The sequence below is a fragment of the Streptomyces tirandamycinicus genome (assembly GCF_003097515.1).
GTDB lineage: Bacteria > Actinomycetota > Actinomycetes > Streptomycetales > Streptomycetaceae > Streptomyces > Streptomyces tirandamycinicus.
Window position 1 is genome coordinate 4,924,553 of the sequence record NZ_CP029188.1, and the last position, 25,311, is coordinate 4,949,863.

The 25,311-nt window shown below is 72.5% G+C and carries 23 protein-coding genes; 17 read left to right on the forward strand and 6 right to left on the reverse strand.

The window, feature by feature from the left end:
- Positions 1 to 39: 39 nt before the first annotated feature.
- The 7 genes from DDW44_RS21810 (at position 40) to DDW44_RS21835 (ending at position 7,633) form a co-directional block, all read left to right on the forward strand.
- The gene (locus tag DDW44_RS21810) at positions 40 to 966 is read left to right on the forward strand and encodes a proline dehydrogenase family protein (RefSeq protein WP_108908901.1); all 927 of its coding nucleotides are present in this window, start codon (positions 40 to 42) and stop codon (positions 964 to 966) included.
- A 308-nt stretch (positions 967 to 1,274) separates the two neighbouring features.
- Positions 1,275 to 2,906 carry an L-glutamate gamma-semialdehyde dehydrogenase gene (gene pruA, locus DDW44_RS21815; protein ID WP_108907456.1) on the forward strand — a complete coding sequence of 544 codons (1,632 nt, stop codon included), beginning with the start codon at positions 1,275 to 1,277 and terminating at the stop codon, positions 2,904 to 2,906.
- 156 nt (positions 2,907 to 3,062) lie between these two features.
- On the forward strand, positions 3,063 to 3,302 hold the full coding sequence (locus DDW44_RS21820; RefSeq protein WP_018891258.1) for a hypothetical protein: 240 nt from the start codon (positions 3,063 to 3,065) through the stop codon (positions 3,300 to 3,302).
- A 386-nt stretch (positions 3,303 to 3,688) separates the two neighbouring features.
- Entirely contained in the window at positions 3,689 to 4,246 is a 558-nt protein-coding gene (locus tag DDW44_RS21825; protein ID WP_017946720.1) for a GNAT family N-acetyltransferase, read from the forward strand.
- A 592-nt stretch (positions 4,247 to 4,838) separates the two neighbouring features.
- Entirely contained in the window at positions 4,839 to 4,985 is a 147-nt protein-coding gene (locus DDW44_RS32145) for a hypothetical protein (protein ID WP_017946719.1), read from the forward strand.
- A 224-nt stretch (positions 4,986 to 5,209) separates the two neighbouring features.
- The gene (locus DDW44_RS21830; protein WP_108907457.1) at positions 5,210 to 6,283 is read left to right on the forward strand and encodes a 3-isopropylmalate dehydrogenase; all 1,074 of its coding nucleotides are present in this window, start codon (positions 5,210 to 5,212) and stop codon (positions 6,281 to 6,283) included.
- A 261-nt stretch (positions 6,284 to 6,544) separates the two neighbouring features.
- Entirely contained in the window at positions 6,545 to 7,633 is a 1,089-nt protein-coding gene (locus DDW44_RS21835) for a branched-chain amino acid aminotransferase (protein ID WP_018891256.1), read from the forward strand.
- A gap of 88 nt (positions 7,634 to 7,721) precedes the next feature.
- Here DDW44_RS21835 and DDW44_RS21840 read toward each other — a convergent pair whose 3' ends face one another.
- Positions 7,722 to 9,167 (reverse strand): cytosine permease, encoded by a 1,446-nt coding sequence (locus DDW44_RS21840; RefSeq protein WP_108907458.1) that lies wholly within the window; start codon positions 9,165 to 9,167, stop codon positions 7,722 to 7,724.
- A gap of 195 nt (positions 9,168 to 9,362) precedes the next feature.
- Here DDW44_RS21840 and ureA point away from each other — a divergent pair, with 195 nt between their 5' ends.
- From ureA to DDW44_RS21860, 4 genes are all read left to right on the forward strand, one after another.
- A complete protein-coding gene (gene ureA, locus DDW44_RS21845; RefSeq protein ID WP_108907459.1) occupies positions 9,363 to 10,172 on the forward strand; it encodes an urease subunit gamma in 810 nt (269 codons plus the stop codon).
- Positions 10,169 to 11,881 carry an urease subunit alpha gene (locus DDW44_RS21850; protein WP_017946714.1) on the forward strand — a complete coding sequence of 571 codons (1,713 nt, stop codon included), beginning with the start codon at positions 10,169 to 10,171 and terminating at the stop codon, positions 11,879 to 11,881. Before ureA ends, DDW44_RS21850 begins: the two co-directional genes overlap by 4 nt.
- 51 nt (positions 11,882 to 11,932) lie before the next feature.
- Positions 11,933 to 12,952: an agmatine deiminase family protein gene (locus DDW44_RS21855; protein WP_017946713.1), complete on the forward strand. Its 1,020-nt coding sequence runs from the start codon at positions 11,933 to 11,935 to the stop codon at positions 12,950 to 12,952.
- A gap of 250 nt (positions 12,953 to 13,202) precedes the next feature.
- The gene (locus DDW44_RS21860; RefSeq protein ID WP_212765379.1) at positions 13,203 to 13,742 is read left to right on the forward strand and encodes a TetR/AcrR family transcriptional regulator; all 540 of its coding nucleotides are present in this window, start codon (positions 13,203 to 13,205) and stop codon (positions 13,740 to 13,742) included.
- Between the two features lie 297 nt (positions 13,743 to 14,039).
- On the opposite strand, the gene DDW44_RS21865 is transcribed toward DDW44_RS21860, so the two are convergent.
- Positions 14,040 to 14,744, reverse strand: a complete 705-nt coding sequence (locus tag DDW44_RS21865) for a hypothetical protein (protein ID WP_108907460.1) — start codon at positions 14,742 to 14,744, stop codon at positions 14,040 to 14,042.
- A gap of 533 nt (positions 14,745 to 15,277) precedes the next feature.
- Between DDW44_RS21865 and cimA the strand changes: the two genes are divergently transcribed.
- From cimA to DDW44_RS21885, 4 genes are all read left to right on the forward strand, one after another.
- Positions 15,278 to 16,903, forward strand: coding sequence for a citramalate synthase (cimA, locus tag DDW44_RS21870; RefSeq protein WP_018891250.1), 1,626 nt, complete (start codon positions 15,278 to 15,280; stop codon positions 16,901 to 16,903).
- Between the two features lie 161 nt (positions 16,904 to 17,064).
- Positions 17,065 to 18,390, forward strand: a complete 1,326-nt coding sequence (locus tag DDW44_RS21875) for a hypothetical protein (protein ID WP_108907461.1) — start codon at positions 17,065 to 17,067, stop codon at positions 18,388 to 18,390.
- The gene (locus DDW44_RS21880) at positions 18,390 to 18,662 is read left to right on the forward strand and encodes a DUF1876 domain-containing protein (RefSeq protein WP_017946708.1); all 273 of its coding nucleotides are present in this window, start codon (positions 18,390 to 18,392) and stop codon (positions 18,660 to 18,662) included. The genes DDW44_RS21875 and DDW44_RS21880 overlap by 1 nt, the downstream gene beginning before the upstream one ends.
- A 304-nt stretch (positions 18,663 to 18,966) precedes the next feature.
- The gene (locus tag DDW44_RS21885) at positions 18,967 to 19,494 is read left to right on the forward strand and encodes a GNAT family N-acetyltransferase (protein WP_017946707.1); all 528 of its coding nucleotides are present in this window, start codon (positions 18,967 to 18,969) and stop codon (positions 19,492 to 19,494) included.
- 169 nt (positions 19,495 to 19,663) lie between these two features.
- On the opposite strand, the gene DDW44_RS21890 is transcribed toward DDW44_RS21885, so the two are convergent.
- On the reverse strand, positions 19,664 to 20,278 hold the full coding sequence (locus DDW44_RS21890; RefSeq protein ID WP_108908902.1) for a YceI family protein: 615 nt from the start codon (positions 20,276 to 20,278) through the stop codon (positions 19,664 to 19,666).
- Between the two features lie 941 nt (positions 20,279 to 21,219).
- Here DDW44_RS21890 and DDW44_RS21895 point away from each other — a divergent pair.
- On the forward strand, positions 21,220 to 22,803 hold the full coding sequence (locus DDW44_RS21895) for an acyl-CoA carboxylase subunit beta (protein WP_026165102.1): 1,584 nt from the start codon (positions 21,220 to 21,222) through the stop codon (positions 22,801 to 22,803).
- A 21-nt stretch (positions 22,804 to 22,824) separates the two neighbouring features.
- Positions 22,825 to 23,028 (forward strand): acyl-CoA carboxylase subunit epsilon, encoded by a 204-nt coding sequence (locus DDW44_RS21900; protein ID WP_017946704.1) that lies wholly within the window; start codon positions 22,825 to 22,827, stop codon positions 23,026 to 23,028.
- A gap of 633 nt (positions 23,029 to 23,661) precedes the next feature.
- Here the strand turns inward: DDW44_RS21900 and DDW44_RS21905 are convergent.
- From DDW44_RS21905 to DDW44_RS21915, 3 genes are all read right to left on the reverse strand, one after another.
- Complete coding sequence (locus tag DDW44_RS21905) at positions 23,662 to 24,243, reverse strand: GTP-binding protein (protein WP_026165101.1); 582 nt, start codon at positions 24,241 to 24,243, stop codon at positions 23,662 to 23,664.
- The gene (locus DDW44_RS21910; protein ID WP_108907462.1) at positions 24,224 to 24,793 is read right to left on the reverse strand and encodes a DUF742 domain-containing protein; all 570 of its coding nucleotides are present in this window, start codon (positions 24,791 to 24,793) and stop codon (positions 24,224 to 24,226) included. Before DDW44_RS21910 ends, DDW44_RS21905 begins: the two co-directional genes overlap by 20 nt.
- A 96-nt stretch (positions 24,794 to 24,889) precedes the next feature.
- Complete coding sequence (locus tag DDW44_RS21915) at positions 24,890 to 25,303, reverse strand: roadblock/LC7 domain-containing protein (protein ID WP_030980891.1); 414 nt, start codon at positions 25,301 to 25,303, stop codon at positions 24,890 to 24,892.
- Positions 25,304 to 25,311 lie beyond the last annotated feature (8 nt).

The following is a 25,311-nucleotide window of genomic DNA, read 5'->3' on the forward strand; positions in this document are numbered from 1 at the left end:
GTTTCCGGCCCCCGCTACCCGTGTTCCGTGGAGGTGCCCGTGCTGGGTCCCCTGATCCTCGCCGCGTCGCGCAGCGACCGGATGCGCCGTCTCGTCTCGGCCGCGCCGATGACGAAGCCGGTCGTCGACCGCTTCATCCCGGGGGAGACGGTCGACCAGGTCATCCCGATCGTGGCCGGGCTCACCGGCAGGGGCCTGGAGGTCACCCTGGACGTGGTGGGCGAGGACATCACCACCCGTGAGCAGGCCACCGCGGCACGCGACGCCTATCTGCGGCTGATCGAGCAGCTCGCCCCCCTGGGCCTGGGCACCCGGGCCGAGCTGTCGGTCAAGCTGTCGATGTTCGGCCAGTCCCTGCAGGGCGGCCACGAGCTGGCGCTCGCGAACGTCCGCCCGGTCGTCGAGGCCGCCGCCGCGATCGGCACCACGGTCACCCTGGACGCGGAGGACCACACCACCCTGGACTCGATGTTCGCCGTCCACGAGGAGCTGCGGAGGGACTTCCCGCAGACCGGGTGCGTGATCCAGTCCTATCTGTTCCGCACCGAGGAGGACGCCCGCCGGCTGGCCGCCGACGGCAGCCGCGTCCGTCTGGTGAAGGGCGCCTACAAGGAGCCGGCCTCCGTCGCCCACCAGGACAAGGCCGAGATCGACAAGGCGTACGTCCGGATCCTCAGGACCCTGATGGAGGGCGAGGGCTACCCGATGATCGGGTCCCACGACCCGCGGCTGATCTCCGTCGGCCAGGAGCTCGCGCGCCGCGCCGGGCGCAAACTGGATGAGTACGAGTTCCAGATGCTGTACGGGATCCGGAGCGAGGAGCACCTGCGGCTGGCGGCCGAGGGCCACCGGATGCGGGTGTACACCGCGTACGGGACCGACTGGTACGGCTACTTCATGCGCCGACTCGCCGAGAAGCCGGCCAACCTGCTGTTCTTCGTCCGCTCGATGATCACCAAGAACTGATGGGGGAGGGATCGGCGACGGCCACCACCCGGAGCCCTGCCGGACGCCGGCATCCGCCGCCGCTCCGGCCGGCCGGGCCGGACCCGGTTCCGCGCCCGGTGCACCGGAAGGCACTCCGGGAAGCCCCCGGAAGGCACACCGGGAGACACCGAAGCCGTGACTCCGCCCCGAATGTCCCGTCACACACCCGCCGCGGCGGGCACGTGACGGTCAGGCCCTGACCGCGACGCAACCGACACCTGCCACCGCTTCAGCTCCGCCGGCTGGAGTCAGCCATTCACTTGGATATTCACTCGGAAGAGGTAGCCATGGACGCTGTGACCCAGGTCCCCACCCCCGTCAACGAGCCGGTGCACGGCTACGCTCCCGGTTCGGCCGAGCGCGCGCGGCTGGAGGCCAAGCTCAAGGAGCTGGCCGAGAACCCCATCGACCTGCCGATGACCATCGGCGGTGAGAAGCGCATGGGCGGCGGCGACGAGTTCAAGGTCGTCCAGCCGCACAACCACCAGGCCGTCATCGGCACCTTCCGGGGCGCCACCCGGCAGGACGCCCAGGACGCGGTCGACGCGGCCCTCGCCGCCGCCCCGGCGTGGCGCGCGATGTCGTTCGACGACCGCGCCGCCATCATCCTGCGTGCCGCCGAACTGCTCTCCGGCCCCTGGCGCGAGACCCTGGCCGCCTCCACGATGCTGGGCCAGTCGAAGACCGCGCAGCAGGCCGAGATCGACACGCCCTGCGAGCTCGTCGACTTCTGGCGGTTCAACGTCGCCTACGCCCGCCGGATCCTGGCCGAGCAGCCGCCGGCCAACTCCCCCGGCGTGTGGAACCGGCTCGACCACCGCCCGCTCGAGGGCTTCGTCTACGCGATCACGCCGTTCAACTTCACGGCCATCGCCGGCAACCTGCCCACCGCCCCGGCCCTGATGGGCAACGTGGTGGTCTGGAAGCCGTCCCCGACCCAGACCCACTCCGCCGTGCTCCTCATGGAGCTGCTGGAGGAGGCCGGGCTGCCCAAGGGCGTCATCAACCTGGTCACGGGCGACGGCATCGCCGTCTCCGAGGTCGCGCTGCACCACCCCGACCTGGCCGGTATCCACTTCACCGGTTCGACCAGGACCTTCCAGCACCTGTGGAAGACGGTCGGCAACAACATCGAGAAGTACCGCTCCTACCCGCGGATCGTCGGCGAGACGGGCGGAAAGGACTTCGTCGTCGCCCACCCGAGCGCCGACCGGGCGATCCTGAAGACCGCCCTGACCCGAGGCGCCTTCGAGTTCCAGGGCCAGAAGTGCTCCGCGACCTCCCGCGCGTACATCCCGGCCTCCATCTGGAACTCCGGCTTCAAGGAGGAGTTCGCGGCCGAGGTCGACGGCATCAGGATGGGCGACGTCACCGACCTGACGAACTTCATCGGCGCCGTCATCGACGAGCGCGCGTTCGCCAAGAACAAGGCCGCGATCGACCGCGCCAAGGAGGACCCGACCTGCACGATCGTCGCCGGCGGCAGCTACGACGACTCCCAGGGCTGGTTCGTCCGCCCCACCGTCGTCGAGTGCACGGACCCCGCGAACGAGGTCTTCACCACCGAGTACTTCGGCCCGTTCCTCGCGGTGCACGTCTACCAGGACGACGCCTACGAGGAGATGCTGGAGCAGATGGAGTCGGTGTCGGCGTACGCGCTGACCGGCTCGGTCGTCTCCGGTGACCGTGCGGCGACCGCGTACACGATGGACAAGCTCCGCTACGCGGCGGGCAACTTCTACATCAACGACAAGTCGACCGGCGCCGTCGTCGGCCAGCAGCCCTTCGGCGGCGGCCGCGCCTCCGGCACCAACGACAAGGCCGGTGCCCCGCAGAACCTGATGCGCTGGACCCTGACCCGCGCGATCAAGGAGACGCTGGTCCCGCCGACCGAGTACGGCTACCCGCACATGGGCTGACGGCCCGCTCCCGTGAGCACCGCCCCCCGCCGGTTCCCCGGGGACCGGCCGGGGGCGGCTCACGTCCGGCGCCTGGCCGGGGGCGGCTCACGTCCGGCGCCCGGCCGGGGGCGGGCTTACGCTGCTGGGGAGGGGGCCCGCGCGAGGAGGCACGCCATGCCCGGTTCCACCACACTCGGCCCCGGCCACGGGGTCGACGCCATCGAGCATTCCGACGCACAGCGGCTCGCTTCCGTCATGAAGGAGCTCCATCGGCTCCTGGTGGCGGCAGGGCCGGACAGGATCACGGATCCGCAGGCCGCCGCGCTGTGCGGCGGCGAGGCCCACCGCCGCGAGGAGTTCACCGACTGGGTGGACCGGGTCGCGCACCAGCTGGAGAAGGCGGTCTCGCGTTAAGGGCTGTCCCGTCATCACCGGCGGATCAGCGCGCGGCGTCAGATGGGGGTGCATCGCAAGGCGGAGGGTCGTCCTCATACTGGGCGTATTCGGGCGATCCGACAACACGGCGAGGTGCCGCAGCTGTCGTCGTGCGCCCGCTGGGGATTGCGGGACAGTCCTTAGCTGCTCCGTCCGGGGAGGTCGTGGCCGGGTGAGCCCGGCCGGCCCGCGGATCGTGGACGGGCAAGGCGGCCTCCGGGGCCGGTGCGCGTCGCGACGGCCGTGGAGGCCGGAGAGCCCTGGGACCGGCAAGGCGCCCAACTCGCCCCGGGCGTGGCGGATTCCCGACGCCGTGACGGTCCTCGGCAGCGGCGGGAGCGCCCGTGCCTGAGAGAGTTGCCCGCATGACGGACAACACGACCGGGTCGCTGCGCACGGCCCACACCTACCAGCTGTCCGAAGCCGCCCTCGCCGAGATCCGCGCCCTGCTCGACGCCGCCTTCGACGGCGACTTCGACGACGACGACTGGTCCCACGGGCTCGGCGGCATCCACGCCTTCATCCGCGACCGGGACGGCCTGGCCGCCCACGGCAGCGTGATCATGCGCCGGGTGGTGCACGGGCGGCGCTCCTACCGCGTCGGCTACGTCGAGGCGGTGGCCGTCCGGGCCGACCGCCGGCGCCAAGGGCTGGGCGGGCGGGTGACGGGCGCTCTGGAGCGGGTGATCGACGGCGCGTACGAGCTCGGCGCGCTGTCGGCGTCCGACGACGGCGCGGAGCTGTACCGCAGCCGCGGCTGGCGGCAGTGGCGCGGCAGGGTCGAGGTCCTCGGCCCCGACGGCGTCGTCCCCCTCCCGGGCGAGGAGGACTCGACCTTCCTCCGGCAGCCCCCCGGACGGTCCCTGCCGGACCCCGCGGCGGCCTCCCTGCTCTTCGACTGGCGCGACGGCGACGTGCTCTGACGGCGGCGCGCTCTGGTGACGACGTGCTCCGGCGACGTGCTCCGGCGGCGTGCTCTGACGGCGACGGGTCCGCGGTGACGCCGCGGTGCGTCCGGCGCCGGTGGCCGGACCCGGGGCCAGGCCCAAGGCAGGCTGTGGGCCGAGCCTTTGCGGGGCCAAGCCTCTTGCCGAGCCTCTTGCCGAGCCTGCGGCCAGGCCCCGAGTCCGGTCGTTCCGGGATCCGGACGATCCGCGGGGACGGCTTCGCCCCCGCGATGACGCCCAGGGCAGCACCCCGCGGCAGCACCCCGCGTCAGCCGCCAGTGGCATCCGCCCCGTTGACTCCCGCCGCCCGCCCTGCGGAGCGCGCCCGAATCGCCGCGGAGACATCGCTCCGACCAGCGACTCTCCAAGATCGCGTCTCAGATTGTAGGAAGTCCGAGTAATTGTGGAGACAGCGAGGCCCCGGTCCCTTAGCTTTGTAGAAGCCGAACGTCTCGCTCGATCCAGCGAATGGCGGCCCGAGCCGGAGCCCCGAAGCAGGCAACCCCTGCGGCCCGCTCCCCGCCCCTTCCGGCGCCTTCGATCGTTCCCGATCTCAAGGAGTCGACCCATGCCCGAGCAGACCCTTCTCCGTCGCCGTGTCCGCCACGCGCCCCGCATCAGCGAGACCGACCGCAGGAGCACCGCCGCGAATGCCGCCGCGGCTCTCCAGCGCGCCCTGGACCGCAGGGACAACGGCGGCGAAACCGGCCACTGACCGGCGGGACCGGCCGGTGGCGCCCGGGGGTCACCGGCCCCACCGCCCCCTTGCGGGCCGGGGACCGGGACCCCGGTACGCGTCGTCACTCCGAAGCACGTGCCCGCCGCGGGCGCGGTGAAGGGCGGGAACCGGTGCGCGGCGCAGAGCGGTCGCGGACGCCGCATGCGTCCGCATGGTGGACGTCGAGTGTCATTCGGTGGGACGCGGAGTACGGTGCGGTCATGTCTCGCAGCCTCAATCTCGCAGTGATCCCCGGCGACGGCATCGGCCAGGAGGTCGTGGCCCAGGGCCTCAAGGTCCTCTCGGCCGTGCTTCCCCAGGACGTGAAGCTGGAGACCCGGGAGTACGACCTCGGCGCCAAGCGCTGGCACCGCACCGGCGAGACCCTCCCGGAGGCGGAACTCGACGCCCTCAGGCACCACGACGCGATCCTCCTCGGTGCGATCGGCGACCCCTCCGTACCGGCCGGCGTCCTGGAGCGAGGGCTGCTGCTCAAGCTGCGGTTCGCCTTCGACCACTACGTCAACCTGCGTCCCTCGAAGCTCTTCCCGAACACGGCGACGCCGCTGGCCGGCCGCCCCGAGATCGACTTCGTGGTGGTCCGCGAGGGCACCGAGGGCCCGTACACCGGCAACGGCGGTTCCCTGCGCACCGGTACGCCCGCGGAGGTCGCCACCGAGGTGAGCGTCAACACGGCGTACGGCGTCGAGCGGGTCGTCAGGGACGCGTTCGCGCGGGCCGACGCCCGCCCCCGCAGGAAGCTGACGCTGGTTCACAAGAACAACGTCCTCGTCCACGCGGGCCACATGTGGAAGAGGATCTTCGACAAGGTCGCCGAGGAGTACCCCGCGGTCACCACCGACTATCTGCACGTCGACGCCGCGACGATCTTCTTCGTCACCCAGCCCGAGCGTTTCGACGTCATCGTCACCGACAACCTCTTCGGTGACATCCTCACGGATCTCGCCGCGGCCGTGACCGGCGGCATCGGCCTGGCCGCCTCCGGGAACATCAACCCGACGGGTGAATTCCCGTCGATGTTCGAGCCCGTCCACGGTTCCGCTCCCGACATCGCGGGCACCGGCAAGGCCGACCCCACGGCCACGGTCCTGTCCGTCGCCCTCCTGCTGCGCCACCTCGGTCACGAGGCCGAGGCCGTCCGTGTCGAGGAGGCCGTCGCCGCCGACCTGGCGGCCCGTGGGGAGTCCCGCCCCGGCCCGGAGGGCTCAGCGGGAGGCAGTCTCCGCACCACCGACGAGATCGGCGACGCGCTCGCGGTACGAGTAGCGGGCTGACCCGTCGGATCCCGAAACCTCGGAGCCGCCGGGTCGCACACGCACCCGGCGGCTTCTCCTCTGCGGCCTACGGGTGCCACCATCGACTCATGGGCCGCAGCCCACGCTGTTCCGTTCCGGCCCCCACGCACTGCGATAATCGAACGTGGGGCCGCTTCATGCGGGGAAGCTCGGACGTCCTGGTACCGCCTCGGGCGAGGCGGGCGGACGTACAGACGTGAGCGCGGTCCGTCACAAACACACGGTGAAGGACACGCAGACATGACGACGCCCTCGATCGAGCTCAAGCCCTCCTCGACCCCCCTGTCCGACGCGGAGCGCGAGGCGATCCTGGCCAACCCGGGATTCGGCCGCCACTTCACCGATCACATGGTGACGATCAAGTGGACGGAGGGCCGGGGCTGGCACGACGCCCAGCTGACGCCCTACGCGCAGCTGTCGATCGACCCGGCCAACATGACCCTGCACTACGCGCAGGAGATCTTCGAGGGGCTGAAGGCCTACCGCAGGCCCGACGGTTCGGTCGCCACCTTCCGGCCCGACGCGAACGCCCGGCGCTTCCAGCTGTCCGCCCGCCGCCTGGCCATGCCGGAACTGCCGGTCGAGACCTTCATCGCGGCCTGCGACGCCCTGGTCCAGCAGGACAAGGCATGGGTCCCGGAGCACGGCGGCGAGGGCTCCCTCTACCTGCGTCCGTTCATGTTCGCCAACGAGGTCGGCCTGGGCGTCCGCCCGGCCAACGAGTACCTGTTCATCGTCATCGCCTCGCCGGCCGGCCCGTACTTCCCCGGCGGCGTCAAGCCCGTCTCCGTCTGGCTGTCGGAGAACTACGTCCGCGCCGTCCCCGGCGGCATGGGCTTCGCCAAGACCGGCGGCAACTACGCGGCCTCCCTCCTCGCCCAGGCCGAGGCCGCGGCGAAGGGCTGCGACCAGGTCGTCTGGCTCGACGCCCTGGAGCACCGGACCGTCGAGGAGATGGGCGGCATGAACCTGTACTTCGTGTACGGGGACAGGATCGTCACGCCCGAACTCACCGGCTCGCTGCTCGCCGGGATCACCCGCGACTCGCTGCTCACCCTCGCCCGGGACCTCGGCTATGAGTCCGAGGAGGGCACCATCACCACCGACCAGTGGAAGCGGGACACCGAGAACGGCACCCTCACCGAGGTCTTCGCCTGCGGCACCGCCGCCGCCATCACGCCCGTGGGCACCGTCAAGTCCACCGGTGGCGAGTGGACCCAGTCGAACGGCGAGCCGGGCAAGGTCACGATGGAGCTCCGCAGGGCCCTTCTGGACATCCAGACCGGCACGGCCGAGGACCGGCACGGCTGGATGCACGAGCTCGGCTGACCCCTGGCGGGCCGGTGCCGCGGGACGCGCCCCGCGGCGCACCCCGTCGCCCCCGGTCGACCCCCTCGCGCCCGGTCGGCGAGCGGCTTCAGGAGGCCCCGGCCGCCGCCCGCCCGGTCCGGCCCGGGGTGGCGGGCGCGCCGCCGGAGCCGTTCCGGTCCCGGCGAGGCCGGACCGCGCCGTACACCAGCCCACCCGTCAGGCCCGACAGTACGAAGCTGCAGTCCACTCCCGCGGTCAGGCCGAGCAGCGGGCCCTCGTGGAACGGGGTCGACACGGAGAGCAGCCCGACGGCCGCGCCGAGTGCCCAGGCCGCCGTCGCCCGCGGCTCCCAGCCGCCGCGGAACCAGTACGCGCCGCCCCGGGCGCGCCGGTTGTAGACCTGCAGGGCGTCGGCGTCGTAGCGGCCGCGGCAGTGCAGATGGCCCATGAGGGTGATCACGGCCCAGGGCGTGCCGATCGCGGTGAGCAGCAGTACGAACGAGGTCATCGCCGCCCGCGCGTCCCAGGTGAAGTGCCCGAGGAAGACGAACGCGGTGGCCGCGACGGCGACGATCACGGTGGCCGTGGTGCGGCCGGCCCGGGGCACGATCGCGTCGAGGTCGAGGCCCATCGAGTAGAGCATCAGTCCGGCGTTGCCGACCGAGCCGGCCGCTGCGGCCAGCAGCAGCGGCAGTACGTACCAGGCGGGGGCGGCCTCGACCAGGGGCCCCGCGTAGTCGAGCGAGGCCCGGGCCGCCAGCGCGGTCACGGTGCCGAACAGCTGCGGTATCAGCAGCCCGGCGAAGAGGCCGAGGCAGGTGGCGTTCAGCACGGACCGGGGGGTGTGCCGCCCGGGGGAGATGTAGCGGGTGTAGTCCCCGAGGAGCGTGATGAACGCGATCGGGCCGCTGAGCCCGGCGGCCACGGCGGACAGGGCCCAGGTGGGCCAGAAGGAGCCCAGCAGGTACGGGGTGCCCGCCGGCGCCGCCGTGGTGAGTTCCGGCGCGTAGGCGACGAGACCCAGGGCGAGGAGCACGATCATGCCCACGGCCAGGATCCTGCTCATCCGCAGCAGCAGCCGGTAGCCGAAGACCGCGCCGACGACGGTCAGCGCGGCCAGCACGGCGTAGACGACCGCGTGGGTGGCGTCCCCGGCCGGCATGCCGAGCGCCCGCGCCAGGGTGCCGACCATGACGTCGCCGCCCACCCACAGCGTCAGAGCGGTGTAGCCGAGGGACAGCAGAAGTCCGACGACCGAGCCGATCAGCCGGCCGCGCACCCCGAAGAACGCGCCGCTGGAGGTGGACAGATTGGTCGCCGTGCGCAGCGAGACGAGTGCGAGCGGGGCCGTCACGGCCACCCCCGCGGCGGTGCCCGCGACGACCGAGGTCACCGCGCCCCGGAAGCCCAGTCCGAAGGACACCGGGAGCCAGCCGAAGACGATCACGCCGAGGCACAGGTTGGAGCCCAGCAGGATCGCCACCAGATCGCGGGGGCCGCTGGTCCGCTCCGCCTCGGGGATGGTGTCGACTCCGTGCTGTTCGATCGGCATCGGGCTCTCCTGCTCCGCCGGCAATGGTTTGAGTGCTGCTCAATGTGGACCGGTTCCACGTCCCGGGTCAATGCTTCCCGTGAACGGATTTCGGGGTTAGAGTGTCGTTCGAACATCCGGAATCGGAAGTGAGGATTCCGGCATGCTGCATCCAGTGGGAGGACCCCCGGCGGGCCTCCAGGGAGGCGTGGTGACGTGCGACTGACCCCGACCGAACGGGACCGGCTGCTGCTGTTCGGCGCGGCCGAACTGGCCCGGGCGCGGCGTGCCCGGGGGCTCAGGCTCAATGTCCCCGAGGCGACCGCGCTGATCGCCGACACGGTGTGCGAGGCGGCCCGGGACGGCCGCCGGCTCGCCGAGGCCGTCGAGGCGGCCCGCTCCGTGCTCGGCCCCGAGGACGTCCTCCCCGGCGTCGCCGACGTCGTGACCGAGGTCCACGTCGAGGCGGTGTTCGACGACGGGTCGCGGCTCGCCGTCGTCTCCGACCCCATCGGCGGCGGAGGGCTCGGCGCATCGGCGCCCGGCGCCGTACTGCCCGGACCCGCGGACCCCGAGCCGGAGCCCGCGGTGCGGCTCACGGTGCGCAACACCGCAGCCGTACCGGTCAGCGTCACCTCCCACTTCCACTTCTTCGAGGCCAATCCGCGGCTCGACTTCGACCGGGCGGCGGCCTACGGCATGCGGCTCTGCGTGCCGGCGGGCTCGTCCGTCCGCTTCGGCCCCGGCGACGAGGTCCGGGTCGGACTGGTGCCGATCGGCGGCGACCGCGTGGCGATCGGATTCGCGGGCCTGGTCGACGGCCCGCTCGACGCCCCCGGAGCGAAGGCGGAGGCCCTGCGGCGGGCGGCCGCCTGCGGCTATCTCGGAGCCACCGGCGGACAGCAGCGCCCCCTCGGCCGGAACACGGCCGGGCAGGGGCCCGCCGCCGGGCAGTCCGTCCGGCGGGAATCCGCACCGCGCCCATCCCGGCAGCAGGCGCCCTGCCGGCCCGAGGAGGACCAGTGAGCGGCATCGACCCGTACGAGTACGGCATCGACCCGTACGAGTACGCGGGCGTGCACGGCCCGCGCGCCGGAGACCGGGTGGTCCTCGGCGACTCCGGCCTGGTCGTCCGGGTGGAGTCCGACTCGCAGAAGGCCGGGGACGAGTTCCTCGCCGGCTTCGGCAAGACCGCCCGTGACGGACTGCACCTCAAGGCGGCCGCCGTACGCGACACCTGCGACGTGGTCATCAGCAACGTGCTGGTCATCGACGCCGTCCAGGGCGTCCGCAAGGTGTCCATCGGCATCCGCGAGGGCCGGATCGCGGGCATCGGCCGGGCCGGCAACCCGGACACCGTCGACGGCGTGGACGTCGTCGTCGGCACCGGTACGACCATCGTCTCCGGCGAGGGGCTCATCGCCACCGCCGGCGCCGTGGACACCCATGTCCACCTGCTCTCGCCGAGGGTGATGGAGGCGTCGCTCGCCTCCGGCGTCACGACGATCATCGGCCAGGAGTTCGGCCCGGTCTGGGGCGTCGGCGTCAACTCCCCCTGGGCGCTCCGGCACGCCTTCGGCGCCTTCGACGCATGGCCCGTCAACATCGGCTTCCTGGCCCGCGGTTCGTCCTCCGGCGAGGCCCCCCTCGTCGAGGCGCTCGCCGAGGGCGGCGCGTCCGGTTTCAAGGTCCACGAGGACATGGGCGCCCACACCCGCGCGCTCGACACCGCCCTGCGGGTGGCCGAGGAGTACGACGTGCAGGTCGCCCTGCACAGCGACGGCCTCAACGAGTGCCTCTCCGTCGAGGACACGCTGAGGGTCCTGGAGGGCCGGACCATCCACGCCTTCCACATCGAGGGCTGCGGCGGGGGCCACGTGCCCAACGTGCTGCGCATGGCGGGGGTGCCGAACGTCATCGGCTCCTCCACCAACCCGACCCTGCCCTTCGGCCGGGACGCGGTCGCCGAGCACTACGGGATGATCGTCTCCGTACACGACCTCAAGACCGACCTGCCAGGCGACGCGGCCATGGCGCGGGACCGGATCCGCGCCGGGACGATGGGGGCCGAGGACGTGCTGCACGACCTCGGCGCGATCGGCATCACCTCGTCCGACGCCCAGGGCATGGGCCGCGCGGGCGAGACCGTCCGGCGCACCTTCGCCATGGCCGGCAAGATGAAGGCCGAGCTGGGCCCCATGGAGGGCGACGGCGCGCACGACGACAACGCCCGCGTCCTGCGCTACATCGCCAAGCTCACCATCAACCCGGCGATCGCCCACGGGCTGTCGCACGAGATCGGCTCGATCGAGCCGGGCAAGCTCGCCGACATCGTGCTGTGGAAGCCGCAGTTCTTCGGCGCCAAGCCGCAACTGGTGCTGAAGTCGGGCTTTCCGGCGTACGGGGTGACGGGCGACCCGAACGCGGCGACCGACACCTGCGAACCGCTCGTCCTCGGACCGCAGTTCGGGGCGCACGGCGCGACCCCGGCGGAGATTTCCGTGGCCTTCGTGTCCCAGGCCGCGGCCGCCCTCGGCGACGACACCATGCCCACCCGCAGGCGGCGTGTCGCGGTGCGCGGCACCCGCGGTATCGGCCCCAGGGACCTGCTCCGCAACTCCCGCGTCGGCCAGGTGGCCGTGGACGCGCACAGCGGACTCGTCACGCTCGACGGCGATCCCCTGCGCTCCGATCCGGTGGAGTCCATGTCCCTGAACCGCCTGTACTTCCTCTGAGCCCGCCCGAGTTCCCGAGCCCTGCTCCGAACCCCTCACCAAGGATCCGTGATGACGTTCCGCATGCCGCCCGAGTGGGCCCCGCACGAGCGAACCTGGATGGCCTGGCCGGGCCCCAACCCGACCTTCACCGACGACGTGGAGCTCGCCGAGGCCCGTGCCGCCTGGGCCGCCGTCGCCCGCGCCGTGCGCCGCTTCGAACCGGTCACCATGGTGGTGGGACCCGGGCAGACGGAGGGCGCGCGGGCGCTGCTGGGGGCGGACGTCGAGATCGTGGAGCGCGAGCTGGACGACGCGTGGATGCGGGACATCGGCCCGACGTTCGTCACCGACGGCGAGGGCGGCCTCGCCGCAGTGGACTGGGTGTTCAACGGCTGGGGCGCCCAGGACTGGGCGCGCTGGGAGCACGACTCCAAGATCGCCCGCCATGTGGCGGACCTGGTGGACGTGCCCGTCCTGCCCTCGACGCTCGTCAACGAGGGCGGCGCGATCCACGTCGACGGCGAGGGCACGGTCCTGCTGACGGAGACCGTCCAGCTCGGTGCCGGGCGCAACCCCGGCTGGACGCGTGAGCAGGTCGAGGCGGAGATCCACGCCAAGCTCGGTACCAGCAAGGCGATCTGGCTGCCGCACGGCCTGTCCGGCGACTACGGCAGATACGGCACCCAGGGCCATGTCGACATCGTCGCGGCGTTCGCCCGGCCGGGTGTGGTCCTCGTCCACAGCCAGAAGGACCCGGCCCACCCGGATCACGAGCGCTCCCGGACGTACGCGGAGATCCTCCGCGGTCACACGGACGCCCGCGGGCGCACGCTGGAGGTCGTCGAGGTCCCGGCGCCGACCGTGCTGAGGGACGAGCAGGGGGAGTGGGTCGACTACTCGTACATCAACCACTACCTCTGCAACGGGGGAGTGGTACTGGGCTCCTTCGACGACCCCCACGACGAGATCGCGGCCGGCATCTTCCGCCGCCTCTTCCCGGAGCGGACGGTGACCCTGGTCGACGCCCGCGCGGTCTTCGCGGGCGGCGGGGGCGTGCACTGCATCACCCAGCAGCAGCCGAAGGCCTGACCCGGTGCCCGGGAGTGCCCGGCACGGCGCGTGCGCTTCGCCGTCCACCGGGCGGCGAGGCTCCGGTGTCCGGGCCCCGGCACGGCGGCCCTCCGGCGGGCCCGGGAACCGGCCTCGGGGCCGCCCCGGGCCCGCTCCGGGCCCGTCGGCGGCCGGCCGGGGGATCGGGTAGAACGTACGGGTGAACGTTCCTCCGGGCTCCCGACGCCGCAACACCGCACCTCCCCGCGAGGAGGTGCTCGCCGCGGCGATGGCGACGATCGCCGAGCACGGGCTCGACGGGCTGACCATGGCCGGACTCGGCCGCGAGGTCGGTATGAGCAGCGGGCATCTGCTCTACTACTTCCGCACCAAGGACGAGCTGCTGCTGCGGACCCTGGAGTGGAGCGAGGGGCGGCTCGGTCTCGAGCGCAGCGCGCTGCTGTCCCGTCCGGCCACCGCCGGCGAGCGGCTCGACGCGTATGTGGACCTGTACGTCCCCGACGGGCCCCGCGATCCGCACTGGACGCTGTGGCTGGAGGTCTGGAACCGCTCGCAGAACGCGGACGAGGACGCCCGCGCCCGGCAGGCCGCCATCGAGGGCGCCTGGCACCGCGATCTCGTCGCCCTGCTCGCCGAGGGCGTCTCGCGCGGCGAGTTCCGCGCCGTGGACCCGGACCGCTACGCCGCGCGGCTGCGTGCGCTGCTCGACGGCTTCAGCGTGCATGTGGCGGTCGGCATACCGGGCACCGGCCGGGACCAGGTGCTGGCCCATGTGCGGGAGTTCATCGCCGACTCGCTGCTCCCGTGACCGCCGGCCGCCGCGCCCGGGGTGCCCGGCCGCCCGGCCCTTCGGCGGCGCGGTCCCGCGGGGGTACGGGCGCCGCCGGTAGCGGCCGGACGCTCCACGGGCGCGGGCGCCACGGTACGGGTCGGGCCGGGGGCTGTCCGGGCCGCCCGGACGGTCCGCGGGCGCGGGCGCCGCGCCGGTGGTCACCGTCCCGCGCCGTGGTCACCGTCCCGCGCCGTGGTCATCCCTCGTGCCGTGGTCATCGTCCCGCGCCGGTGGTCATCTCCTCGTGCCGTGGTCGTCGCCCCGCGCCGGTGGTCATCTCCCCGCGGCCGCCTCCGGCTGCTGCCCGAGGCGCTGGTGCATCTTCCGCAGCGTGTCGGTGGCGTACTTCCGGATCTGCGCGTCCAGATCGGCCTTGCCGACCACGTAGGCGCTGAGGACGTTCCGGCCGTCCCGCCCGGTGGCGATCACATAGACGTCGTTGACCTTGGCCCCCTTCGCCGTGACCACCTGGCGGCCCTCCTCGGCGACCAGTTCGTCGAAGCCCGGCAGTTCCGGGGGGCTCGCCTCGCGCACGTCGTTCCAGCGCTCCTTGCCGCGGAACTGCTCCGGACAGCGGTGGATGTTGTCCCGGGCGTCGGCGAGGTACCGCTGCGCCGTGGCGTCGTCGGCGAACACCTTGACCTCGGACGTCCCCGCGATGCCCGTCGCCGTCTCGGTCACGTTGCGCAGCAGCGACGCCAGCGTTCCGATGCGGCTGGGCCGGCTGGCGAACTCGCAGTTCTCCCGCACCAGTGACTCCGGGGCGGGGTCCACCTCGTACGGTGTGTGCCGGGCGAAGCCGGGACCCCAGTCCGGGGGTGTGAGCGCGACCCGCGTCGCGACGGCCCGCGCCTCGGCCTCCGCGGCCTTGGTGTCGGTGGGCCGCGTTCCGGTGGGCGCGGGCGAGACCGCACCCCCGCCGCCCTCGTCATCGCCGCCGCCGAGCGACATCACCAGCACCACGGTGAGCACCAGCACCGCGGCCGCGCCTCCGGCGATCAGTGCACGCCTGCGCCGGTCGCCTCCGCGGCGTGCCCCGCCCCCCGGAGGGGGCTGACCGGGAGGCGGTCCGGAGGGCCGGGGGACGGGTCCCGTGGGCGGACCCGTGGGGGGGAGTGAGCTCATGGGGATTCCCCTACCACCCGGCCGGGCGGCCCCCGCCCGCCGATCGGGTGCCGGAGCGGGCCCGATCGCCTGCGCGGTCGGCACACCGCCCGCATACTGAGACCGCTGTCCACCCCGGCACGCATATGTGGCAGACTGCCACCGTGCTCGCATTCGCCATGATTATCGGCAGCAGCGCGCCGGTCCGCAGTGACCGCTGAACCGTGGACAGCAACCCCCCGCGGCGGCGGCACCGTGCCCCAGACCCGCGCGCAGACCTCTCGCACCCGCGAGGGGTTTTTTCGTTTTGCGGCCCCACCCGCGGCCGGAGACCGAGGCGCGCGAAGATGGGGGCAAGTGGAGCCAGAGCTTCCGGAGCCACTCATCCGACAGGAGTCACAACAGCCATGACCACAGAGGCCACCGACACCGATGGGTACACGGTCCTCGACGACGGCTTCCATGTCTTCGACACCACGCTGCGCGACGGAGCGCAGCGCGAGGGCATCAACCTCACCGTCGCGGACAAGCTGACCATCGCCCGGCACCTCGACGAGTTCGGCGTGGGCTTCATCGAGGGCGGCTGGCCGGGCGCCAACCCCCGGGACACGGAGTTCTTCGCCCGGGCCCGCCAGGAGATCGACTTCAAGCACGCCCAGCTCGTCGCCTTCGGCGCCACCCGCCGTGCGGGTGCGGCCGCCGCCGAGGACCCGCAGGTCAAGGCATTGCTGGACTCCGGGGCCCCGGTGATCACACTGGTGGCCAAGTCCCACGACCGCCATGTCGAACTCGCGCTGCGCACGACCCTCGACGAGAACCTGGAGATGGTCCGCGACACCGTCTCCCATCTGCGCGCGCAGGGCAGACGCGTGTTCGTCGACTGCGAGCACTTCTTCGACGGCTACCGCGCCAATCCCGGCTACGCCAAGGCGGTCGTCCGCACCGCCCACGAGGCGGGCGCCGACGTGGTCATCCTCTGCGACACCAACGGCGGCATGCTGCCCGCCCAGGTCCAGGCGGTCGTCGCCACCGTCCTCGCCGACACCGGCGCGCGCCTCGGCATCCACGCCCAGGACGACACCGGGTGCGCGGTGGCGAACACGCTCGCCGCCGTCGACGCGGGTGCGACGCACGTCCAGTGCACCGCCAACGGCTACGGGGAGCGCGTCGGCAACGCCAACCTCTTCCCGGTCGTGGCGGCGCTGGAGCTGAAGTACGGCAAGCAGGTGCTGCCCCCGGGCGCACTGCGGGAGATGACCCGGATCTCGCACGCCATCGCCGAGGTCGTCAACCTCACGCCGTCCACCCACCAGCCCTACGTGGGTGTCTCCGCCTTCGCCCACAAGGCCGGGCTGCACGCCTCCGCGATCAAGGTCGACCCCGACCTCTACCAGCACATCGACCCCGAGCGGGTCGGCAACACCATGCGGATGCTGGTCTCCGACATGGCCGGCCGCGCCTCCGTCGAGCTCAAGGGCAGGGAGCTCGGCGTCGACCTCCGCGGCGACCGGGAGCTCATCGGCCGGGTCGTCGAGCGGGTCAAGGAGCGCGAACTGCGCGGCTACACGTACGAGGCCGCCGACGCGTCCTTCGAGCTGCTGCTGCGCGCGGAGGCGGAAGGGCGTGCGCTCACCTACTTCCGCACCGAGTCCTGGCGGGTCATCGTCGAGGACCGTCCCGACGGCAGCCACGCCAACGAGGCCACGGTGAAGCTGTGGGCCAAGGGCGAGCGCATCGTCGCCACCGCCGAGGGCAACGGTCCCGTCAACGCGCTGGACCGGGCGATGCGGGTGGGCCTGGAGCGGATCTACCCCCAGCTCGCCAAGCTGGAGCTGGTCGACTACCGCGTCCGCATCCTCGAGGGCCGGCACGGCACGGGCTCGACCACCCGGGTGCTGGTCACCACCGGCGACGGCACCGGCGAATGGTCCACGGTGGGCGTCGGCGACAACATCATCGCCGCCTCCTGGCAGGCCCTGGAGGACGCGTACACCTACGGACTGCTGCGCGCGGGCGTCGAGCCCGCGGAGTAGCCGGGCCCGCGGAGTAGCCGGGGCCGCGAGGTGCCGGCCTTCGGGGTGCCGGGCCCGCGGAGTGGCCGGGCCCGTCGGCGGCTCCTGGTGCTGCACACGGCCCCTGGTGGCACCACCAGGGGCTATGTCCTATTCCGCGCTGTTCAGGTAGCTTCGATGCTATGAGGACCAGGCCGTTCGCCCTGCTGTCTGCCCTCGCCGGGCTGGCACTCCTTCTGCTGCTGGCCCTGGCTCCCGGCGCGGGCGCCGGAACCACGGGCGTCTCCGACGCGGCCGCCGCGCTGAAGCAGGACCCGGTCTATGTGGACCCGGCCGCCCGTGCCCAGCTCTCCCAGGCCGACGAGAAGGCCCTCGAGCAGAGGATCGTGAACGCGGACAAGCCCGTGTTCGTCGCCGTCCTGCCCGAGAGCCCGCAGTTCCCCGCGGACAGCGTGCTGCGCGATCTGCGTACCGCCACCGGAATCACCGGGCTGTACGGCATCCGCCTCGGCGACCGCTTCGACGCGGGCGCCGACGGCACCGTGATGCCGCGGAACGCGGTGCGCAACCTCGTCTCCGGAGTGAACACCCCGGGTACGGACGCCGCCACACAGCTCGGCAACTTCGTCGACCAGGCGCTCCCCACCGTCCGCGGCAGCGCACCGGCGTCCTGGAGCGACGGATCCGACCCCACCGGCGCCGGGACGGGCTCGCTGATCGCCGTGGGCGCCGTGCTCGCCGCGGGCGGCGCCGGCGCCTACGCCGTGGTCCGCCGCAACCGCCGCCGCAGGGCCGAGGAGGAGCGGGCGGCGCTGGAGAAGCTGCGGGTGGTCGTCGACGAGGACATCACCGCCTACGGCGAGGAGCTGGACCGGCTCGACTTCCACCCGTCCGAGCCGGGCGCCGACGACGCGATGCGCGCCGACTACGAACGCGCCCTGGACTCCTACGAGGAGGCCAAGTCCGCCATGGCGGCCGCGGAACACCCCCACGACGTGCGGGTCGTCACCGGGGCGCTGGAGGAGGGCCGCTACGCGCTGGCGGTGCTGGCCGCGCGCAGGGAGGGCGCCCCGCTCCCCGAGCGCCGGGCTCCGTGCTTCTTCGACCCGCGCCACGGCCCGTCCACGGCCGACATGAGCTGGACCCCGGCGGCCGGCACCCCCCGCGAGGTACCCGTGTGCGCCGCCGACGCGGCCCGTCTCCAGGACGGCGAGGACCCCATGGCCCGGACCGTGGAGACCGAGTCCGGCCGCCGCCCGTACTGGGAGGCCGGTCCGGCCTACGGGCCCTGGGCGGGCGGCTACTTCGGCGGCGCGCTGCTGCCCGGCCTGCTCGCCGGCACGCTGCTGGGCAGTGCCCTGTCCACCCCGGCGTACGGCGCCGAGTACGGCGGCGGCGATTTCGACGGCGGCGACTTCTCCGGGGCCGACTTCAGCTCCTCCGACTTCGGCGGCGGCTTCGGCGACTGGGGCTCCGGAGGAGGCTTCGACGGAGGCGGTGGATTCTGATGCGCACCAAGAAGTGGAACGTCGAGATCGTCATCACCGAGAGCGACCGCACCACCCAGGCGGAGGCGCGTCTGCGGGGCCAGAACGCGGAACTGTACGTCGGCGAGGGCACGGCCCACCGCAACCGAGCGGACCAGGACATCCCCCATATCGGCGATGAACTGGCGGTGGCGCGGGCCCTGAACGGGGTGAGCCACTCGCTGCTGCACGAGGTGGCCGCGGAGATCGAGACCCGCACGGGCGAGTCGGTCCACCGCCTCCGCGCGGGCTGAGCCACCGGCTCCGCGGGCCGAGCCACCGGCCCTACGAGGGCTGAGCCACCGGCCCCACGCGGGCTGGGCCGCCCCGCCTCGCGCGGGCCGAGCCACCGCCTCCACCAGGGCCGAGCCAGGGCCCGCGCCGTCGATCCGCTCCGTTCGGTGACGCAACCTGTGCGAAGCGTAGCCAGGATGGCGCGAACCCCTCTTGAGTCGGCGTTGCGGTCGCAAAAGACTGTGACATGTGCCGCGACGGGCGTCCGCCCGTACGGGGGTCCGCGGCGCTCCATTCGTACCGGCCGACCGAGGAGGCCCCCGTATGTCCGCAACCGGGACGCGACGCACCGGACACCCCATCACCCTGGCCGACGGCACACTCACCCGGACGCGCGAGGCGGCCCCCGCCGACCTCGGTCCGGTCCAGGCGCTGCACCGCCGCTGCTCGGCCGGGAGCCGGGCCATGCGCTATCACGCGGGGACGCCCGGGCTGTCCGCCGCCGGCTGGCGGCTGCTGTGCGATCCGCAGCGCGGCACCACCCTGGTCACCACCACCGCCCACCGGACGGACCGCGTCATCGCGATGACCAATGTCATGCGTACCGACCGGTGGGGCGTGGGGGAGTTCGCCGTGCTGATCGAGGACGCCTGGCAGCGCAAGGGTCTGGGCACCGCGCTCGCCGCCCATGCGGCCGAGGTCGCCCGGCGGATCGGGCTCCACACCCTGACCGCGGCGGTCGACGCGGCCAATGTGCCGATGCTCCAGGTGCTGGAGAACCTGCACGCGCCGCCCGGCCGCGCCACCGGCCCGGTCATCGACGTCGAGATTCCGCTGTGGCGAGGGCGGTGACTGCTCACCGCCCCGCCGCCCGGCCGGGCCCGTGGCCTCCGATGCGCGCCGGACACGTGCGGTCCCACGCCGCGCCGTGGGACCGCACGTGAGGGCGCCCGGGTGTGTACGGCGGTGCTCCCCCGTCCGGGGGGGGGTGGGGGAGCACCGGCCGGGCGGAGGCGCGCGGTCAGGCGGCCTGCCTGATCGCCGAGATGTCGAAGTGCAGCTTCACCTTGTCGCTGACCATCACGCCGCCGGCTTCCAGCGCGGCGTTCCAGGTCAGGCCCCAGTCGGAGCGCAGGATCTCGGCGCCGCCCTCGAAGCCGACGCGCTGGTTGCCGTAGACGTCGGTCGCCGCGCCGTTGAACTCCAGGTCGATGGAGAGCGGGCGGGTGACGTCCTTGATGGTGAGGTCTCCGGTGATGCGGTACTTCTCGCCGCCGAGCTGCTCGGCGCTGCTCGAGCGGAAGGACATCACCGGGAACCTCTCGACGTCGAAGAAGTCGCCGCTGCGCAGGTGGGCGTCGCGGTCGGCGATGCCGGTGTCGATCCCGGAGATCCCGACCTCGATGGCCGCGGTGGAGCGGGAGGGGTCCTCGCCGTCCAGGTGCAGGGTGCCCTCGTGGTCGCCGAACGTACCGCGCACATTGGTGACCATCGCGTGGCGAACGGTGAAGCCGATGCTGCTGTGGGCCGGGTCGATGGTGTACGTGCCGGTCAGCGCGGCCAGGGCCGGGTCCACCGTACGCACGGCGGTGGCGGTGTCGGTGGCGGCGTCGGTCTTGCGGTTGAACAGGCCCATGATGTGCTCCTCGGGGACGTGGTCGGGCGGGTCGGTGGCCTTCCCGGCCACTCGTTGAACCTTCAACGACGTCCACCATAGAAGCATTCCCGTTCAAGTTTCAACCTTTTGGTCGGCCTCTGGCCCACATCCCTTCGTGGCTGCTCCGCCCGTGGCCGTTCCGCCCGTCGCCGTGGCGTGCGGCCCCGAGGGACGCCGGCCGGGTCGTCGCGGGGCTCCGATGCCCTCGGCGCCCCGAACGGCGGCCCCGCCGCTTCCGGCCCTGTCGCTTCCGGCCCTGTCGCCTCCGGCCCTGTCGCCTCCGGCCCTGTCGCTGCGGGTCTGCGGCTCCGGGCCCGGTGGCCCGGCCGAAGGGACCGATCCGGTGAACTCGTCGTACGAGTACATCCGGGCCCCCGGGGCCTCCCGCCGGGCGGTGGCGGCCGGCGCCCGGCGGCCGGGGCGGCTGGAGATCCCCGACAATGCGGATATCCGCCAGTCGGCCGTCGTCCGCCCGCGGGCGCCGACTGCGGCACCGTGCCGGCCGGCCACCGCGGTGGGTACCCTGATCGTCATGTCCGCGGCGGGCTCGCCGGAACGGGCGGGCGCCCGGTCCCGCGGGCTTCGCGCCGGCGAACCCCCGTGTCCGGGGCGGTCGTTGGAGCGCGTCTCATGCCCGTCCGGTGCGGCTGGCCCCGGACCCGGATCCTCCGGCCGGGGTACGGGGTGCGGGGCCCGTGCCCCAGGTCGCGTCGCGCTCGGGGGAGCGTCGGGTGTCGTACCTTGCCGTGCGGTGGCCATCGTCTGACGCCGTTGTCGGACCACGACAAATCGCCGGGACCTTCCACTGGTACTTCACCTGCGCTGCGAAACGGTTCTGTGCGGGGGTGACAGCAGAACGGGCGCGAGACTGTACGGAGTCAACGGCAGGATTTTCTCGGTGGGCTCCGTAGGGTTCGTACATGACCGTTTTGGACGAGACCGCAGGCGAGCCGACCGACGCGCGAGGGCGTGTGGCCGAGCTGCACGCCCTTCGTGAGCAGGCGCGGCGCGGACCCGGTGACCGGGCCACCGAGGCGCAGCACGCCAAGGGCAAGCTGACCGCGCGAGAGCGCATCGAGCTGCTGCTGGACGCGGGGTCGTTCCGTGAGGTCGAGCAGCTCCGGCGGCACCGTGCCTCGGGCTTCGGACTCGAAGCGAAGAAGCCCTACACCGACGGTGTGATCACGGGCTGGGGCACGGTCGAGGGCCGCACGGTCTTCGTCTACGCACACGACTTCCGGATCTTCGGCGGTGCCCTCGGCGAGGCCCACGCCACGAAGATCCACAAGATCATGGACATGGCGATCGCGGCCGGTGCGCCCCTGGTGTCCCTGAACGACGGCGCCGGGGCCCGTATCCAGGAGGGCGTCTCCGCCCTCGCGGGCTACGGCGGCATCTTCCAGCGCAACACCAGGGCCTCGGGAGTCATCCCGCAGATCAGCGTGATGCTCGGCCCGTGCGCCGGCGGCGCGGCCTACTCGCCGGCGCTCACCGACTTCGTGTTCATGGTCCGTGAGACCTCGCAGATGTTCATCACCGGCCCGGACGTGGTCAAGGCGGTCACCGGGGAGGACATCACGCAGAACGGCCTCGGCGGCGCCGACGTGCACGCCGAGACGAGCGGTGTGGCCCACTTCGCCTACGACGACGAGGAGACCTGCATCGCGGAGGTCCGCTACCTGCTGTCGATGCTCCCGCAGAACAATCGGGAGAACCCGCCGCAGGTGCAGAGCGAGGACCCGGCGGACCGCCGCTCGGACGTCCTGCTGGACCTGGTCCCGGCCGACGGCAACCGTCCCTACGACATGCACAAGGTGATCGAGGAGATCGTCGACGACGGCGACTACCTGGAGATCCACGAGCGCTGGGCGCGCAACATCATCTGCGCCCTCGGCCGTCTCGACGGCCAGGTCGTCGGGATCGTGGCCAACCAGCCGCAGTCGCTGGCCGGCGTCCTCGACATCGAGGCGAGCGAGAAGGCCGCGCGCTTCGTCCAGATGTGCGACGCCTTCAACATCCCGATCATCACGCTGCTGGACGTGCCGGGCTTCCTGCCCGGAGTCGACCAGGAGCACGGCGGCATCATCCGTCACGGCGCGAAGCTCCTCTACGCCTACTGCAACGCCACCGTGCCCCGCATCTCGCTGATCCTGCGCAAGGCCTACGGCGGCGCGTACATCGTCATGGACTCCCAGTCCATCGGGGCCGACCTCACCTACGCGTGGCCGACGAACGAGATCGCCGTGATGGGCGCCGAGGGCGCGGCCAACGTCATCTTCCGCCGTCAGATCGCCGATGCCGAGGACCCCGACGCCATGCGCGCCCGCATGGTCAAGGAGTACAAGGCCGAGCTGATGCATCCCTACTACGCGGCGGAGCGCGGACTGGTCGACGACGTCATCGACCCGGCCGAGACCCGCGAGGTGCTGATCCGCTCCCTCGCCATGCTCCGTACGAAGCACGCCGACCTGCCGTCCCGCAAGCACGGCAACCCCCCGCAGTAACCCACGAGGAGAATGCTGCATATGATCACGCCCGCCGAATCCCTGCTCCGCGTCGAGAAGGGTCACGCCGACCCCGAGGAACTCGCCGCGATCACGGCCGTTCTCCTCGCCCGCGCCGCGTCGCAGCCGCAGGCAGCCCAGGCCCACCGCGGCCGCAGCACCGCCGGGTGGCGCCGTCTGGAGCGTCAGTCCGGCTTCCGCGCGCCGCACTCCTGGCAGGGCTGACACCGCCGCCCCTCCGGGCCCCGGGCCCTTGGCCCGTCCGGGAACGGACGCCCCCGGCCGATCGGGGGGCGGTACGACCACGGCCCGTACGACCACAGCCTGCAGACGGCCTGCACGACCCGCTTGGGGTCGCGCAGGCCGTCGTCGTGTTCGGGGCGGGATCCGCGTCGCCGATGAGAGCCGTCGGGCGCCGACGTTCTGCTACGGGAGCCGCTGAGAGCCGCTGAGAGCCGAGAGAGCCGTCGGGCGCCGTCGGGCGCCGTCGGGGGTCGGCGAAGGAGAGGAGTCCCGGAAGGCGGCCACCGGCCGCGTTGCGGCCGTACCCGGCCGGGGGCCGCACGCGTGGCCGGTGGGGGCCGATGGCCACCGGTGCCGCCGTCGCTCCCGGCCCCTGCGACAGGACCGTCGCACGCCCGGCAACCCACCCCGCACAGCCCTCCGCCCCGCTGGACGAGGTCCAGCGGGGCGGAGGGCTGACGGCGTCGGGGACCGGAAGGGGTTCTCGCCGTTCCCCGTCCCGGCCGGGACGGGGCGAGAGGACGGACGCGCTGGGACGGCGCACCCGGGACGCACGGCCTGACGGTCCTGCCGCGCGACGGTCCTGGCCCGCGGTGGTCCTGCCGCGCGACGGTCCTAGCGCAGGCGGGCCATGAGTGCGTGTTCGACGAGGGTGATGAGGGCGCTCTTGGCGTCGGCGCGGTGGCGGGCGTCGGTGGTGATGATCGGTGCGTCGGGTCCGATCTGGAGGGCTTCGCGGACTTCGTCGGGAGTGTAGGGCTGGTGGCCGTCGAAGCCGTTGAGGGCGATGACGAACGGGAGGCCGCTGTTCTCGAAGTAGTCGACGGCGGGGAAGCAGTCGGCGAGTCTGCGGGTGTCGACGAGGACGACGGCGCCGATGGCGCCGCGGACGAGGTCGTCCCACATGAACCAGAAGCGGTCCTGTCCGGGGGTGCCGAACAGGTAGAGGATGAGGTCCTGGTCGAGTGTGATGCGGCCGAAGTCCATGGCCACCGTGGTGGTGGTCTTGTCGCCGGTGTGTGTGAGGTCGTCGATGCCGGCCGACGCGGACGTCATGACGGCCTCGGTGCGCAGCGGGTTGATCTCCGAGACGGCGCCGACGAACGTGGTCTTGCCCACGCCGAAGCCACCCGCCACCACGATCTTCGCACTGGTGGTTGAGCGGGCAGCACCGCCGCTAGAGCTTGCGAAGTCCACTGAGCACCCTTTCGAGCAGTGTCACGTCTGGCTGGCCGCCGGCGGTCTCGTCGCCGCCGGGCTGGTGGATGGCGACGAGTCCGGCCTCGGCCAGGTCGGCTACGAGGATCCGGGCGACGCCGAGGGGGATGGAGAGGAGTGCCGAGATCTCGGCCACCGACTTGATCTCGAAGCACAGCCGGCAGATCCGCTGGTGCTCGGGCAACTGCCCTTGCAGCCGGGCGGGATCGGCCGTGGTGCTGACCAGCGCCTCGATGGCGAGCTGGTAGCGCGGCCGGGTCCGGCCGCCGGTCATCGCGTACGGACGCACCAGCGGGTTGCTGCCGCCCGACGCGGGACCCGGCTCCGGAGCCCGGCGAGGAGCCGCCGGACGGCTCCGGGGCCCCTGCGGCTGGTGGTACGACGGGTCGTACGGCTGCTGCGGCCGCTGATAGGGCTGGGGACCACCGCCCCTGCTCGGTGAAGAGGGGAAGTTGAAGCGGTTCTGAGCGTGCTCACCCGGAGACTGCTGAGCCCCTTCGTATGGGTGTCCGCCTGGGGGTGTTGCCACGATTCCTCCTCCGAGTGCCGTACGCCGGTCCATGTCCCTGTGGAGCCGCGCCACCGCACCCTATGGCGCGGTGGCGGCAAACGCACTGCCGTTCAGCTAGTTGAGAAGACTTCCCTGGAGTTCGGCACGCAGGTCCGGGGTGAGGACGGTGCCGGCACGGTCGACCAGGAGAGCCATCTCGTAGCCCACGAGGCCGATGTCGGCGTCGGGGTGGGCGAGGACGGCCAGCGAGGAGCCGTCCGAGATGGACATGATGAAGAGGAAGCCGCGCTCCATCTCCACGACGGTCTGGTTGACCGCGCCGCCTTCGAAGATCCGGGACGCCCCCGCGGTCAGCGAGGTCAGTCCGGACGCCACCGCCGCCAGTTGGTCGGCGCGGTCGCGCGGAAACCCTTCGGACATCGCCAGCAGGAGTCCGTCGGCGGAGACCACCACGGTGTGGGACACCCCGGGGGTGTTGTCCACGAAGTTGGTGATCAACCAGTTCAGATTCTGCGCCGCCTGGCTCATCGGGCTCA